The organism is Acinetobacter sp. YH12138, assembly GCF_015218525.1.
In the GTDB taxonomy this organism is placed as follows: Bacteria; Pseudomonadota; Gammaproteobacteria; order Pseudomonadales; family Moraxellaceae; genus Acinetobacter; species Acinetobacter amyesii.
The window spans coordinates 2,548,510-2,562,542 of sequence record NZ_CP048670.1; the positions used below are offsets into that span (position 1 = coordinate 2,548,510).

Annotated in this window: 20 protein-coding genes; 8 read left to right on the forward strand and 12 right to left on the reverse strand. The window is 41.7% G+C overall.

Features of this window, described 5'->3' with window-relative positions:
• The first annotated feature begins 127 nt into the window (after window positions 1-127).
• Window positions 128-1,357, forward strand: a complete 1,230-nt coding sequence (locus tag G0029_RS12290) for a beta-ketoacyl synthase N-terminal-like domain-containing protein (RefSeq protein ID WP_180110013.1) — start codon at window positions 128-130, stop codon at window positions 1,355-1,357.
• Window positions 1,358-1,425: 68 nt separating this feature from the next.
• Entirely contained in the window at window positions 1,426-1,878 is a 453-nt protein-coding gene (gene hemJ, locus G0029_RS12295; protein WP_180077409.1) for a protoporphyrinogen oxidase HemJ, read from the forward strand.
• 62 nt (window positions 1,879-1,940) lie between these two features.
• Here hemJ and G0029_RS12300 read toward each other — a convergent pair whose 3' ends face one another.
• The 9 genes from G0029_RS12300 to G0029_RS12340 form a co-directional block, all read right to left on the reverse strand.
• Window positions 1,941-2,114, reverse strand: a complete 174-nt coding sequence (locus G0029_RS12300; protein WP_180107855.1) for a hypothetical protein — start codon at window positions 2,112-2,114, stop codon at window positions 1,941-1,943.
• Between the two features lie 121 nt (window positions 2,115-2,235).
• Window positions 2,236-2,709 carry a hypothetical protein gene (locus G0029_RS12305; RefSeq protein WP_180107856.1) on the reverse strand — a complete coding sequence of 158 codons (474 nt, stop codon included), beginning with the start codon at window positions 2,707-2,709 and terminating at the stop codon, window positions 2,236-2,238.
• Window positions 2,710-2,721: 12 nt separating this feature from the next.
• On the reverse strand, window positions 2,722-3,198 hold the full coding sequence (locus G0029_RS12310) for a hypothetical protein (protein ID WP_180107857.1): 477 nt from the start codon (window positions 3,196-3,198) through the stop codon (window positions 2,722-2,724).
• 108 nt (window positions 3,199-3,306) lie between these two features.
• On the reverse strand, window positions 3,307-3,780 hold the full coding sequence (lysM, locus tag G0029_RS12315) for a peptidoglycan-binding protein LysM (RefSeq protein ID WP_078190053.1): 474 nt from the start codon (window positions 3,778-3,780) through the stop codon (window positions 3,307-3,309).
• A gap of 191 nt (window positions 3,781-3,971) precedes the next feature.
• A complete protein-coding gene (acpP, locus tag G0029_RS12320) occupies window positions 3,972-4,208 on the reverse strand; it encodes an acyl carrier protein (RefSeq protein WP_078190054.1) in 237 nt (78 codons plus the stop codon).
• Between the two features lie 85 nt (window positions 4,209-4,293).
• Window positions 4,294-5,028 carry a 3-oxoacyl-ACP reductase FabG gene (gene fabG, locus G0029_RS12325; RefSeq protein ID WP_180025027.1) on the reverse strand — a complete coding sequence of 245 codons (735 nt, stop codon included), beginning with the start codon at window positions 5,026-5,028 and terminating at the stop codon, window positions 4,294-4,296.
• Window positions 5,025-6,005, reverse strand: coding sequence for an ACP S-malonyltransferase (gene fabD / locus G0029_RS12330; RefSeq protein ID WP_180110015.1), 981 nt, complete (start codon window positions 6,003-6,005; stop codon window positions 5,025-5,027). The genes fabG and fabD overlap by 4 nt, the downstream gene beginning before the upstream one ends.
• A gap of 205 nt (window positions 6,006-6,210) precedes the next feature.
• Window positions 6,211-6,393, reverse strand: a complete 183-nt coding sequence (rpmF, locus tag G0029_RS12335) for a 50S ribosomal protein L32 (protein ID WP_004279227.1) — start codon at window positions 6,391-6,393, stop codon at window positions 6,211-6,213.
• Between the two features lie 77 nt (window positions 6,394-6,470).
• Window positions 6,471-7,028, reverse strand: a complete 558-nt coding sequence (locus tag G0029_RS12340) for a YceD family protein (RefSeq protein WP_078194223.1) — start codon at window positions 7,026-7,028, stop codon at window positions 6,471-6,473.
• A gap of 97 nt (window positions 7,029-7,125) precedes the next feature.
• Between G0029_RS12340 and G0029_RS12345 the strand changes: the two genes are divergently transcribed.
• The 3 genes from G0029_RS12345 (at window position 7,126) to G0029_RS12355 (ending at window position 8,922) form a co-directional block, all read left to right on the forward strand.
• Window positions 7,126-7,788 (forward strand): elongation factor P hydroxylase, encoded by a 663-nt coding sequence (locus G0029_RS12345; RefSeq protein WP_180005434.1) that lies wholly within the window; start codon window positions 7,126-7,128, stop codon window positions 7,786-7,788.
• 89 nt (window positions 7,789-7,877) lie between these two features.
• Window positions 7,878-8,495 carry an L-threonylcarbamoyladenylate synthase gene (locus G0029_RS12350; RefSeq protein WP_078190059.1) on the forward strand — a complete coding sequence of 206 codons (618 nt, stop codon included), beginning with the start codon at window positions 7,878-7,880 and terminating at the stop codon, window positions 8,493-8,495.
• Between the two features lie 100 nt (window positions 8,496-8,595).
• Window positions 8,596-8,922, forward strand: coding sequence for a hypothetical protein (locus G0029_RS12355; protein WP_180107858.1), 327 nt, complete (start codon window positions 8,596-8,598; stop codon window positions 8,920-8,922).
• A gap of 14 nt (window positions 8,923-8,936) precedes the next feature.
• Here the strand turns inward: G0029_RS12355 and G0029_RS12360 are convergent, their stop codons facing one another.
• Window positions 8,937-9,656, reverse strand: a complete 720-nt coding sequence (locus G0029_RS12360) for a GNAT family N-acetyltransferase (protein ID WP_180107859.1) — start codon at window positions 9,654-9,656, stop codon at window positions 8,937-8,939.
• Window positions 9,657-9,995: 339 nt separating this feature from the next.
• Between G0029_RS12360 and G0029_RS12365 the strand changes: the two genes are divergently transcribed.
• From G0029_RS12365 to rluB, 3 genes are read left to right on the forward strand one after another with little or no spacing between them, the layout of a single operon-like run.
• Window positions 9,996-10,790 (forward strand): segregation and condensation protein A, encoded by a 795-nt coding sequence (locus tag G0029_RS12365; protein WP_180035866.1) that lies wholly within the window; start codon window positions 9,996-9,998, stop codon window positions 10,788-10,790.
• On the forward strand, window positions 10,787-11,383 hold the full coding sequence (scpB, locus tag G0029_RS12370; RefSeq protein WP_078190063.1) for an SMC-Scp complex subunit ScpB: 597 nt from the start codon (window positions 10,787-10,789) through the stop codon (window positions 11,381-11,383). Before G0029_RS12365 ends, scpB begins: the two co-directional genes overlap by 4 nt.
• A gap of 41 nt (window positions 11,384-11,424) precedes the next feature.
• Window positions 11,425-12,543 carry a 23S rRNA pseudouridine(2605) synthase RluB gene (gene rluB, locus G0029_RS12375; protein ID WP_180107860.1) on the forward strand — a complete coding sequence of 373 codons (1,119 nt, stop codon included), beginning with the start codon at window positions 11,425-11,427 and terminating at the stop codon, window positions 12,541-12,543.
• Between the two features lie 47 nt (window positions 12,544-12,590).
• Here rluB and bioD read toward each other — a convergent pair whose 3' ends face one another.
• Together bioD and bioC are read right to left on the reverse strand one after the other, a co-directional pair.
• On the reverse strand, window positions 12,591-13,241 hold the full coding sequence (gene bioD, locus G0029_RS12380; protein ID WP_180110016.1) for a dethiobiotin synthase: 651 nt from the start codon (window positions 13,239-13,241) through the stop codon (window positions 12,591-12,593).
• On the reverse strand, window positions 13,238-14,026 hold the full coding sequence (bioC, locus tag G0029_RS12385) for a malonyl-ACP O-methyltransferase BioC (protein WP_180107862.1): 789 nt from the start codon (window positions 14,024-14,026) through the stop codon (window positions 13,238-13,240). Before bioC ends, bioD begins: the two co-directional genes overlap by 4 nt.
• Window positions 14,027-14,033 lie beyond the last annotated feature (7 nt).

Genomic DNA, 14,033 nt, shown 5'->3' on the forward strand with positions numbered 1-14,033 from the left:
CCATAAGAATTCAAAAAGCTTTCTGCTATCATTATTCCAATCAAATTATATGAGTTCGCCTATTTAGAAAGTTTCCTTCGTATACTTTCTATAGCTTGCTCACACACTACCTATAAAGGATCTGTAGATGAAATGTGTTGTAATCACTGGTATGGGCATCAACTCATGCATTGGTAATACATTAGAAGATGTCACTCATTCTTTGCAAAACGGGATTTCTGGAACACGTTTCAACCCAAGTTATGCTGAACTTAATTTTAAAAGTCATGTCAGTGCGGCTGCAGAACAAAACTTTGACGGTATTGACCGCCGTTTAAAACGCTTTATGGGCGTATGCGCAATGTATGCATACAACTCAGCTTTGGCTGCGGTAGAAAATGCAGGCTTAACAGCAGAACAAATCGGTGGTAATCCACGTTACGGTATTGCGGGTGGGTCAGGTGGTGGTTCAACTGCATCTGTTGTTGAAATGAAAGAACTTCTAGACACCAAAGGTGCACGTAAAGTTGGTCCATTCTTTGTACCACGCAATATGACCAACACCATTACTGCAAACGTGGGTGTTGCATTTAAAATGCAAGGTATTGCACACACCATTACTAGCGCATGTGCAACATCTGCAGATGCCATTGGTTATGCATACAATTTGATTCAATTAGGCAAACAAGACTTAATGCTTGCTGGTGGTGGTGAAGAAGACCATTGGTCACAAAGTCTTTTATTTGATGCAATGGGCGCACTTTGTTCAAAATATAACGACACTCCAGAGACTGCTTCACGCCCTTACTCTGCTGACCGTGACGGTTTCGTGATCGCTGGCGGCGGTGGCTTCGTTGTACTAGAGTCACTTGAACATGCTCAAGCACGTGGTGCAAACATTTTGGCTGAAGTTGTCGGCTATGCAGCAAATTCTGACGGCGCTGACATGGTTGCACCATCGGGCGAAGGTGCGACGCGTTGTATCCTTATGGCTTTAGAAGAAGCTAAACAACATGGTGTAGATACCATCGACTATGTTAATACACATGGTACATCTACTCCGGCAGGCGATGTCACTGAACTTAAAGCGATGGAGCGTGCTTTCGGTGAAGGGCAAGTTCCTCCGCTCAGCTCGACCAAATCGATGACCGGTCACAGCCTGGGTGCTGCAGGTGTACAAGAAGCGATTTATTCTATTTTGATGATGCAAAATGACTTTATTGCACCAAATATCAACGTGACTGAACTTGACGAAGGTGCAAAACCTTTTGATATCGTACTTGAAAAACGTGATGCAAAATTGAATACTGTGATGAGTAACAGTTTTGGTTTTGGCGGTGTAAACGCTTGCCTCGTTTTCAAAAAATGGGAAGCATAATATAAAGTTTGCTGCTTTGGCGCTTCGGTGCCAAAGCACATACCCACCGCCCTTTTAAGGGTTAATATATGGATGCTCCATCAGATGCTTTCCTCTGGGTAAAAGCATTGCATATCATCGCAGTTGTTTGCTGGTTCGCAGCGCTATTTTATCTCCCTCGCCTTTTTGTCTACCATGCTATGAGTGAAGATGCTACCAGTCATCAGCGCTTTCAAATCATGGAACGTAAGCTATACCGCGGCATTATGTGGCCCGCTATGATTGCTACACTGATCACGGCGCACTTCCTCGTCGATTGGGGTGATGCAACCCGACACTACCATGAAGCGCTTTGGTTCTACTTAAAAGTGGGATTGGTTGGACTATTGGTGATATATCATTTTGTATGTGGTTATTACCGTAAAAAGCTTATCGAAAATGCACATTATAAGTCGCATAAGTTCTGGCGTTATTTTAATGAAATGCCAACTTTGATTTTATTTGCGGTGGTTATTTTAGTTGTGGTGAAGCCAAGCTTCTAAACAACTGTAAAAAAGCCCCTACTCATTGGGGCTTTTTATTTATCTTATTTAATATTCAAAAACTACAACTGCACACAGCTATCTAAAATATTCCAATTGTGTGCTCTAAATTGCTCACGCGGATACGGCACTTCAGCACACAACATCCCCTCTTTCTTAAAGAAACGTCGGCCGTGGCTATTTTGATTCAACTGCGTTAAATCAGTCGCACCCTGATTCAACAAATTAAAAATCATAATTCGATCATTCAAAATGTGCCCCGCAAGTACATAGCGCTCCCAAGGCACCCTCCTCTATATTGGACAAAGTATTGCCCAAATAATTTTTGATATGCCAAGATGAATACTGTCCCTGTTTTTAACCACCCTGCATCCTAAACGAATCATAAGAAAGCTCAGATAGCTGTGCCTCCTCTTCATATTGCTTAAACAATTGATTCACAGTTTGATTTGGCAAATACAACCAATACATCAAAGAGGCATTCCAGCCTGTTGATTGCTGCACCTGCTTCAACACCGCATATACACCATAAGCTTCCAATTGTGCTGCTGAGCGCAAACTCAACTGACTGACACTTAAAGGCTCCAAATAAACTACTTGTCCAGTCTTTAACTGCTCATTACGTATAATTCGAACATAACGTGCCAGCCAGCTTTGAATCAACATCCTTTCAACCAAGGAGATCGGGCACTCAAGTATCTGCTGTAATCTGTGATATTCAGCCATATATGCATCCAGCTTATCCTCTTTATTTAACGCGATAGTAATCTGATAAAGGATCGCCAACTGATTTAAATACTTAAAGTCTGGATATGTGGAATTGCTCGGCATACTTAAACTGCGTTATTGGTCTGCATACTGCAACCATGTGTTAAAGCGCTGCAACGGCACCTTTTCTTGCTGTATCAACGCACCAAGCACCAAACGATGCTCAACAACAAATGCACTAACCGCTTTAGGATCATCGACCAGCAATTGCTGAAACTCAGCAACTAAATTCGTCTGTTCTTCTGACCACTTTTCACGCGTTAGCTTCGCATTCAATGGCTGGCCCAATACATTCTGTTGCTCTTGCCCCAACAAACTAAATACCCAATCCTGATGATAACGATAGCGCCCAACATTCAATGCCAAAAACCGATCTCCAGCATTCAGCCCAAGCAAGTTAAAATACGGCTCTTGTGTGTAATTTGAATGATAAGAAATTTCAGACTGCTGCCACTTGAGCACCCGAGGATCAATACGCTCATCCCACCGCAGCCAAAGACACACAACAACTGCAAGCAACAGTAAGATAATAAAGATGATTTTTTGTTTCATTGATTTCTTATTTTGAATTATTTCAGCCGCATTATATTCAACTCCACCATTCACGCATACAAAAAAAAAGCCATCGAAAGATGGCTTTTTTACTGTAAACACAAATATTTATGCAGGAATACGCAGCACTTGCCCTGGGAAAATGTCATCGGCATTTTTTAACAAAGGACGGTTGGCTTCAAAAATTTTATTGTATTGATTTGCATCACCATAAAATTCTTTAGAGATTTTAGACAGGTTATCTCCCGACTTAACAGTATAGAACTTACTTTCAGGCTCAGGACTCGTCACTGTTAACTGATCATCTACTTGTGCCACATGATCAATATTCCCTACTGCTAAGATAATCTTTTCACGATCTGCTTGGCTTTGTACCTGACCTTTCACTGTTGCTAGATCTGAAGTCCCGTTATAACTCACAGACAAGCCTGTTACAGGTAAGCCCAGTGCTTTGATATGACCCAATAACTTATTGGCAATTTCTTGTGCAGATGGTTCAGAAGGTGTTGCTGGCGCTGCCTGAGGCTCTGCAGGTGCTGTATTTTTTTTACCAATACCTTTTACAAAATCAAAAAGACCCATATTTTTCTCCGTTGTTTTTACTGTTTTAAATCATTTAACTATTGTTCAAACTCTATTCTTATAGCTAAAAAATAACCGCTTTTGAGTTGTTGTTGGTGACAGAAACGTAAGCTAATGTAAAAACAAAATATTCGGCATAAAAAAAGCCACCGAATGGTGGCTTTTTAAATCAGCATCGCTGAAATCTAAAATTAACCTAGTTTCTTAGAAACATAGTCAATTGCAGATTGTACAGTAGTGATTTCGTTTGAATCTTCATCAGGAATAGTGATGTCGAAATCGTTTTCGAAAGACATAACTAATTCAACTAGGTCTAGAGAGTCTGCACCTAAGTCATCCATGAAAGAAGCTTCGTTTTTGATCTCGTCTGCTTTAAGACCAAGTTGTTCAGCTACTGCTTGTTTTACGCGTTGTTCGATATCGCTCACAGGAATTCTCCTCATTGCTTGTGGCGTTTTTAATGCCGTTAGTTTAATTGAATCTAAATCGTTTTGAAAGTTTATACTTGAGCGCTTAGCTCATGTATAAACCACCATTTACATGTAATACAGTTCCGGTAATGTAACTTGCCTTTTCAGAAGCAAGAAAACTTACGGCATTTGCGATATCTTGCGGCTCACCTAAACGGTTTAAAGCCACTTGATCACTCATCTTTTTACGAATTTCTTCGCTTAACTGTTCTGTCATTTCTGTTGCAATAAAGCCCGGAGCCACTGCATTTACAGTGATTTGGCGGCTTCCCATCTCTTTTGCAAGGCTGCGACCAAAGGCCTCAATCCCTGCTTTTGCAGCAGAATAGTTTGCTTGTCCTGGGTTAGCAAAATGTGCAACCACAGAACTAATATTAATAATTCGGCCAAAACGTGCTTTGGTCATACCCTTTAAAACACGTTTAGAAAGTCGATAAACGGCTTTCAAATGAATGTTGAGAATGTCATCCCAATCATCTTCTGACATACGAAGTAACAAATTATCTTTGGTAATACCAGCATTGTTCACTAAAACCAATACTGAACCAAAGTTTTGCTCAATGTCTGATACCAATGCATCAATTGCAGTTGCATCACGTACATCTAGAACTTTACCCGCACCATTTTCAGCATAAGCAGCAGATAATTTTTCTGCACCCGCTTCTGATGTTGCCGTACCTACAACAAAATAACCGTCTTGAATCAATTGCTGAGCAATTGCTGCTCCAATCCCTCGGCTCGCACCTGTTACTAAAGCAACTTTGCGTTCTTGTGTCATGCAATTTTCCCTTCTGCCACTAAAATGGCATTCAGTGCATCTTCCATACGACCTTTCGTGTCGAGTGGGAATGCTTTTTCAATATTTGGCAAACGTTTTGCGAGATTCGCAAGGACATTACCCGGACCACATTCAGCAATGTACTGAATACCTTGGTCTTGCAAATACTGCATGGTCTTTGTCCACTGTACAGATTGGTATAACTGTGCAGTTAACGCCTGACGTAATTGCGCTACATCAGTCGCGATTTCAGCGCCTACATTTTGTATTACAGGTATAGTAGGCAGCTCAATGGCAGTTTGTTCCAATGCTGTCGCAAACTGTTCAGCAGCAGGTTTCATCAATGCACAATGCGATGGCACAGAAACCGGAAGTGCGATTGCCTTACCGCCATTTTCTTTAGCAGCAGCCATAACCGCTTCAACCATGGCTTTATCGCCCGCAATGACAACTTGACCTTGTGCATTGTAGTTTGCAGCATCTACTGAACCCGGGCCTTCTGCTTGAGCACAAAGTTCAATGACTTTGGCATCATCTAGACCCAAAATTGCCGCCATTGCACCTTGACCTTCAGGTACAGCACTTTGCATTAACTGACCACGTAGGTTCACCAGTTTAACGGCATCACCTAGGCTCATCGCACCTGCAGCAACCAAGGCGCTGTATTCACCTAATGAATGACCTGCAAGGTATTTCGGTGCAACACCACCTAACTCTAACCACACACACCATAAAGCAATACTGGCAGTCAGGAGTACAGGTTGAGTAAATTCTGTTTGGTTTAACCCTTCACCACTTTGAGCAATTTGCCAAAGATCAAAGCCAGCCGCTTCTGATGCTTCTGCAAATGTTGCTTGCACACTACTAAACTGTTCTGCAAGTTCAGCGAGCATGCCGACTTTCTGTGACCCTTGACCCGGGAACACGAATGCAGTTTTAGTAGCTTGAGCTGCTTGCTCGAGTTGTTTAGCAGACATAAAAAAATCCTTTATCAAGACTGGTGAATTTATGCTATTTGGACATTTATTCAACACAATCCCATGTAAGCTTGTTTCAGGGACGGAAATTTAACACTTAATTTTTGTCTTGGTAATTGCCAAATGCAACAAAAAATCGGTACAAAAAAAGGGAGCTTAACGCTCCCATTTTTTCTACTAAGCTTGACGCTTAATACATCACCAATTATTCAGCAGATGCTTTAGCGAATAATTGACGACCACGGTAGATACCATCTTTAGATACGTGGTGACGACGGTGAGTCTCGCCAGTAGCTTGGTCTACAGTTAATGCATTCTCGGTTAAAGCGTCATGTGAACGGCGCATGTCACGGCGAGAGCGACTTTTACGGTTTTGCTGAACGGCCATGATGGCTCCTTACAAAGATCGAAAAAATGGATCAGAACAAATTCGATTGTCTTATACTCAAGAGTATAACACAAAAATTAGTTAAGTTTACCCTTCAAACCTGCCAAAACATCAAACGGGTTGTCCCGTTTTTCTTCAACAAGCTCTTCAGCGGCAGGTTGATGCTTATGTTCACAAGCGTCGTGCTTAGGTGACAAAGGCATCAACAATAACAATTCATCCTCTATCAGTGAGAGTAAATCAGCAGTCGCAGGCGCATCATATGAACCTTTGGTTGTTGCTTCACTTTCACCTAAAACGATGAAATCAGCATCCTCATCCAAGCGCTCTATCAGTGACTCGTCATCTACAAGAGCTAGATGAAAACTTGAAACAAGTGGGATCTCAACAGTATCCAGACAACGCTGGCATTCCATTGGAACATTTGTTTCAACATGACCATCTAGCCATACAATGCGATGATAAGCATCCATTGATAGCTTACAGTCTATGTTAATCAATTGATCATCAATTGATCCAACAGCTTCACGAGCAATACGAACAAAGCGAGATAATGGCAGTGTTCCTGACCATTTAAAGCCCTGTTCAGCCCATTTAAACGGCTCAATCTGTGCCGGAAAGGTATTTGCTGACATAATTAAGGCGGCAATTCTACAAATTCATCAGTACTCTGTCAAAGATTAAGATACAATTTTGTACTTATTTAGACAGACCATTTGGGTAACTTAAGTTATGCATCTGTTGCAGCCGCAAACAGAAGTGAATGTTTCATCACTTATGAGCACAATTTCAACGCTTGATTCTGACATTTCAACTGACCAAGTGCAACTCTCGGCTTGGGAGAAACTTTCCACAGAAACAGAACACGTCGATTGGCTCATCTTACACTTTAATCATTGGTTTTCCCACCTGAATGTGAGCTTAGTGAAAGGTGACTTTGAGCCCGAGTACTTTCCTGCCGATTCAAACGGCCCTGCCCGTATTCAATTTGCCCATGGTTATTTCAATAGCGCCCTGCATGAAATTAGCCATTGGACTATTGCTGGCGATCAACGTCGTTTACTTCCCGATTTAGGCTATTGGTATGCACCTGATGGTCGTAGTAAAGAGCAACAAGCCCTCTTTGAACAGGTAGAAATTAAGCCCCAAGCGATCGAATGGTTATTTGCCAAAGCATTTGGGCGTAAGTTTCGTGTCTCACTTGATAACCTCACTGGTGAAGGTGGTGATGGCAGCAGCTTTAAAGATAATGTCTATGCACAATTACAGGCTTATTTTAAGGGCGAAGCCAAACTTCCACGCGATGCTTGGCGCTTTATCCAATGCATTTGTCACTGTACACGTGCTGGCAAAATGTTACAGGCGAATGAATTTCAACGTGAAATGCTTGATTAAATTATACAATTTGACTGCATTTCACGTTGCACAAAGCGAATAGACCGCGACATAATGTCTAGAGCTTTTAATAATAAGAGGAAAACGACATGTTGCATTTAAGAATACATCCGGAAAATCCTCAGCCCCGTTTAATTACGCAAGCCGTTGAACGGATTCGTGCCGGCGATGTGGTGGTTTATCCTACAGATGCCGCCTATGCCATCGGTTGCCAGATTGGGAACAAAAATGCCATGGAACGCATTGCCCAAATTCGTCAGCTCGATGCTAAACATCAATATGCGATTATTTGTGCAGATTTATCTGACATTGCCACGTATGCCAAAGTCGACAATGCCATGTATCGTTTATTGAAAAATAATACACCTGCAGTCACTACCTTTATTTTGCCTGCGACCAGTGAAGTTCCTCGCCGTTTAATGCATCCTAAAAAGAAAACCATTGGACTGCGTATTCCGAGCAACCCGATTTGCCAATTATTACTCAAAGAATTGGGTGAGCCTTTATTAACATCGACCTTAATTTTACCGGGCCAAAAAGAACCGATTGATGATCCTTACGAAATTGAACTGCAAATCGGCAAACGCATAGATGTATTGATTGATGGCGGTTTAGGTACTTTAAATACCACTAGCGTTGTAAACCTTGCAGGTGAATACCCTGAAGTGATTCGCCGTGGTGTCGGTGATGTCAGTGCATTTGAATAGCGTGTACTATTAAATACATGCTGTCGATTAGAAGCACAGCATGTAAAATACATCGGCTCAAAACGCGGTTAAAGCACCTTTCGATAAAGGAATCGACCTGATGACTTTATTTCAGATTTTACTCAAGCTCCAAAATGCGACAGACCTCAGTGTCTCCGAGCAAAGCAGTCTCAATCATTTTGCTATATATGCCAGTGAGCCTTGGACTTTAGAATCCACGGCTCAACTAAGGGCAATAGATAAGAATTTAATTTCACCAATAGCGACAACACAGCCGCAAATTTTTCGTTATTTTTTGCATGCATCAACGGTCAAATCACTGTTTAAACGTAGAGCTAATCAAAACCTCTGTTCGCAAGCGCAGTGCCAACTCATCATCGAATTTGCACTTGAACAAAGGGTCTTACCAACAGGCTCAAAGCCTTGATCGTGTACTTTTGCTCAAGCGCAATAAAGCTGCATAAATTCTTTTAAGTGAATTTTTTGTTGTCCCTGCTCATCAAAATTATTTGTATTGAGCCAAGCTTCATATGCTTGAGACAACATTGGCCAATCCTGATCCAACATCGCAAACCAAGCAGTATCACGATTACGACCTTTCACTATCACATGTTGACGAAACAACCCTTCAAATTGAAAGCCAAAACGCAAAGCAGCGTTTTTCGAAGGCGCGTTCAAGTCATCACACTTCCACTCCACCCGTCGATATCCCGCTGCAAAGCATGCTTTTAACAACAGATAAATGGTTTCTGTTGCTGCGGTTGATTGCTTCATTAAACTTGAAAAATAGACATTACCAATTTCGATGACAGCATGTGCTGGGCGTACATTAAGCAAACCAACCCATCCTACAATGGCATCACCAACCTCAATGACATAATGCATCGAACCGGCAAAATGAAAGGATTGCTGAAAATAATCAAGCAATTGCTGCATGCTTTGAATTTGAGAATAAGGCAAATACGTCCAACAGCGTTCATCGGGTTCTTGTTGTACTGTCTGCCACAGCCGCTGTAAAAGACTATCATCAAGCTGATCGGGCAACATCGGAATAAGCCGAACAGATTGCCCCACTTCGGTTTTACATCTGAACTGGCAAGGTTCAAACTGCGCCAACGTCATCCCTACGGCCTGACCCCATTGATTATATTGTTGTGGCATAGCAAATATTCTTTTAGTCAATTCATTCAAATCATTTCATAATGGACGCCCATCATCCAGACATCACAGCTTAAATGAGTTCATGGATTGATGAGTGTATTTTTTACAATTAACACAAGATGTGATCGATATCACAGCTTTAAAATTTTACATGTGTATAAATAAAGCCTATTCCCTATAAATTTTAAGTTTTTTACCCAATTCAACCGTTCAGTAATTTCTTTAAACGCATTTTTCCATTACACTATTCCCTATAACTTTTGTGCTTTTACTTTCGATGTGAGATCGAAGCGAAAGCTGTCTGCATGCCTTTGAAAATTCGCGTGGCCTATAATTGCAATGAACCAAACTGTCCATAATTCTATGGAAGATGCTCCACACATTCGCGTTTTGGATGAGTGGCAAGAAGCTATTCCAGAAGATTTGTACATTCCACCCGCTGCATTTGAAATTCTATTAGAGCATTTCGAAGGACCACTCGACTTTCTGATTTACCTGATTCAAAAAAATGGCTTCGACTTATTACAAGTCGATATTGCCCCAATTGCATCCCAATATTTGTCTTATATGGATGCAATGAAATCCCTAGATATTGAATTAACCGCAGACTATATGGTGATGGCAGCCCTATTGGCCGATTTAAAATCGCGCCTATTATTGCCAAAACCTAAATCGACCACAGCACATGAACAAGATCCTAAACAAGAATTGATTGACCGTTTAGAAACCTATTTGCGCATCAAACAAGCTGCGGAAAGATTAGGTCAAATGTCGGTATTGGATCGAGATACTTTCGATACCAATGTCAGTTTAGGAACGATTGTCGAAACCAATGATGGTTATGACATTCAATTACTCCGTGATGCCATACTCTGTGTCTTTAATCGACCAGAACCGGTTACCCACCAAATTTTACAAGAACCTGTCTTACTCGAAGAACGTATTGCTTATATTGAAACTAAGCTAGAGTCAGGTGAAGTATTAGATTTTGCGGACTTACTCAAACCAAGCCAAGGCCGCATGGGTGTTGTCGTGACATTTATGGCCGTGTTGGAACTGACACGCCAACAAAAAGTTCAAATTGTCGCATCAGGTGTAGAAGCACCGCTTGCAATTCAAGGAGCACGTGCATGAACACTGAACTTAAACAAATGACTGCGGTGTCTTCAGAAGATAATCTGCATGAAATTTTGATGCAGCTTGAAGCCATTATTTTTGCCAGTGAAGCGGCAGTGAGTATTGCCCGTTTAAAAGAGGCTTTCCAAGACCGTTTCAGTAAAACCGAATTACGCCAATATTTGCAGCAACTTTCAATGCTGCAACACGGCAGATCAATTGAACTTGTTGAAACCGCTCAAGGTTTCCGTTTTCAAGTACGTGCAAAATATCGTAATATTATTGCACAGACCTGGCCTGAACGACCAACTCGTTTATCGCCATCCTTGCTCGAAACTCTTTCTGTCATTGCTTACCATCAACCGGTAACCCGCGCAGATATTGAGCAAATCCGCGGGGTGACCAACAATAGTCAAATTTTACGTACGTTATTTGACTGGAACTGGATTAAAGAATCTGGTTTTCGTGAACTCCCAGGACGACCCGCGTTGTTAGTTACAACGCCTCAATTTTTAAATGCTTTTGGTCTAACCTCATTGGGCCAATTGCCTCCCCTGCAGGATGCCAAGGAAGCTTTTATGGCCCTCGATGCGAATGCACCGAAGTCATAAATAGGTGAACTGTTGATGATAATTTCTAAGGTTATGCTGTCATGAGTGAAAAATTGCAAAAGGTGCTCGCACGCGTTGGTTTGGGTTCTCGCCGTTATATGGAAGAAGTCATTGCCGCTGGTCGTGTAAGCGTAAATGGGCAAGTTGCCCAAGTGGGTGAACGTATTGAACCAGGTGATGAGCTTCGCATCGATGGTCGTAAAGTTCAGTTCCAAATTGAAGACGAAATTCGTCGCCGTGTGTTGATTTACTATAAACCAGAAGGCGAAATCTGCTCACGCAATGACCCTGAAAACCGTCCAACGGTATTTGAACAATTACCTCAAATTACAGGTGATCGTTGGGTGATGGTGGGTCGTCTAGATATCAACTCTACAGGTCTATTGCTGTTCACGAATGACGGTGAACTGGCGAACCGTTTAATGCACCCGTCTAGCGAAATCGAACGTGAATATGCCGTTCGTGTCATGGGTGAAGTCACCCCTCAGTTAAAAAACAACATGTTACAAGGCGTTGTTTTAGATGATGGTCCGGCAAAATTTGAGTCATTCTCTGAAATTGGTGGTGACGGTATTAACCGTTGGTATCAAGTGGTTGTAAAAGAAGGTCGTAACCGCGAAGTTCGTCGTATTTTCGAATCTCAAGGCTTAAAAGTGAGCCGTCTTTTACGTACACGTTATGGTTCAGTAATTCTGCCACGCGAACTGCGTACTGGTCGCTGGATCGAGCTAGATAAACAAGATATCGACAACTTAACCAAGTCTGTTGAGCTTAAACCACGTCAAGGTACTGGCCTGTTTGGTATGGCGAAACGTCGTACTGAACGTATGCAAGACAAACCAATGGCAGCACGTCGTGGTGGTTACTTACGCCAACAACGTCGTGACAGTGACGAAAACCAGCCACAACAAAGCAATGGTTATCAAGACAACCGTGGCGAACGTCGTACTGGTCGTACTGAAGGTGGTTTCCACGGCAATGGATTTAACCGTTCAGAGCGTCGCAACGACGGTTTCAACAATAACCGTAATGATCGCAACAGTGAAAACTTCGGTAACCGTGAACGTCGTAACGACAATTTTGGCAATCGTGAGCGTCGTAATGACTCTGTGCCAAGTCGCGCATTTAGCGGAAACAACAAAGGCTTTAAGAAATTTTAATTTCTTAAGTATAAAAAAACCGCTCATTTGAGCGGTTTTTTGTTTCTTTATACAGATGGAATTACAGGAACATCAATCCATAACACCTCTGGAAAGTGTTTCGCTAAATATGCTTTTAAATATTCAGCAGTATCTTTAGAAATCAATGCATCTTGCGATTCATCATTTAAATTATAAGCCAGTGCATAAAGCACTAAGCCACGACTTTTTAGTGCCTCCAAACTTAAAATCGTATGGTTAATGCTGCCCAAACGACCTGATGTCACCAAAATAACGGGATATTGTTTCTCTACAACATAGTCGATGGTTAAAAGATCCGTGGTTAATGGCACCATCAACCCACCCGCACCTTCGAGTAAAACATTGTCATATTTTTCAGTTAAACGTTTTGTCGCGTATTCGATTTTAGCAAAATCAATGTCACGTCCATCGATTTTGGTGGCGAGATGTGGCGATGCAGGATAACTAAATATTTCAGGCATCGTGAGTTTGGTTTCATCTTCGACCAACAACCCTGTACCCATAATTTGACGATGTTGTTCTATATCCTCAGAAATATCGACATTGCCTGTTTGGATCAACTTTTGCGTGATCGTTCGCGCCCCTTGTTCATTCCATATTTTAGCCAAATAGCCCGTGGTATATGTTTTCCCGATGCCTGTATCGATCCCACTAATGAAATAAACTTGCCCTGTCATGGCATTCTCCGTGCAATACAAAAAATCGGATGATAGGTCAGTGCATAACGCATCTGCCCAGATTCATCACGCAAAGAAAACTGTTGATATGCTGAATAAAAATCAAAGAGCGATTTTTTCGTCCAACGAAAATGTGAGGCTGTCGCAGTCACACCTGTCGCTTTTAAATGCTGCAAAACCTGTTTTGGATGATCAAAATATAATGCCGCTGTCTGCTCTGAAAGATGCAGAATTTCAAAACCATTTTGACTTAATATGATTTGAAGCATATCAACATCGAGGTAGTCCAAACCCTGCCCAGTCAAAGCTTTTATTTCCTGTAAATTCTGCTGCCCAAAGGTCGAAAAACAAAAATATGCCTCTGGATTTAAACTTTGAAAGGCTTTCTCAACAATGCCCGCTAAGTTCCCTACCCATTGCAAAGCCGAACTAGATGCGATCAAGTCGATATGCTGTGGAAATTCAAGTTGTTCGATATCTCCAAGCCAGTACTGAATCTGCGGACTTGATGAAAAATGCTGTTGAATTTCTGCATATAGATCATTCAAAACCAAATGATTGATTTGCATATTTTCCAGCATCAAATGGCTTAAATTCCCCGAGCCACATCCAATTTCAAAAACCGTTTCTATAGGATGATTTTGCAACTTTGAACAATACTGCTGCATCAACTCAAACAAATGTTGAGCAATCTCTTTTTGTACAACGGCATGTTCAGCATAGCTGTGCCCTGCCTGAGCAAAGCGCAATGCCACTTGGGATTTATCAATTTCAATATTATTCACAATTCAC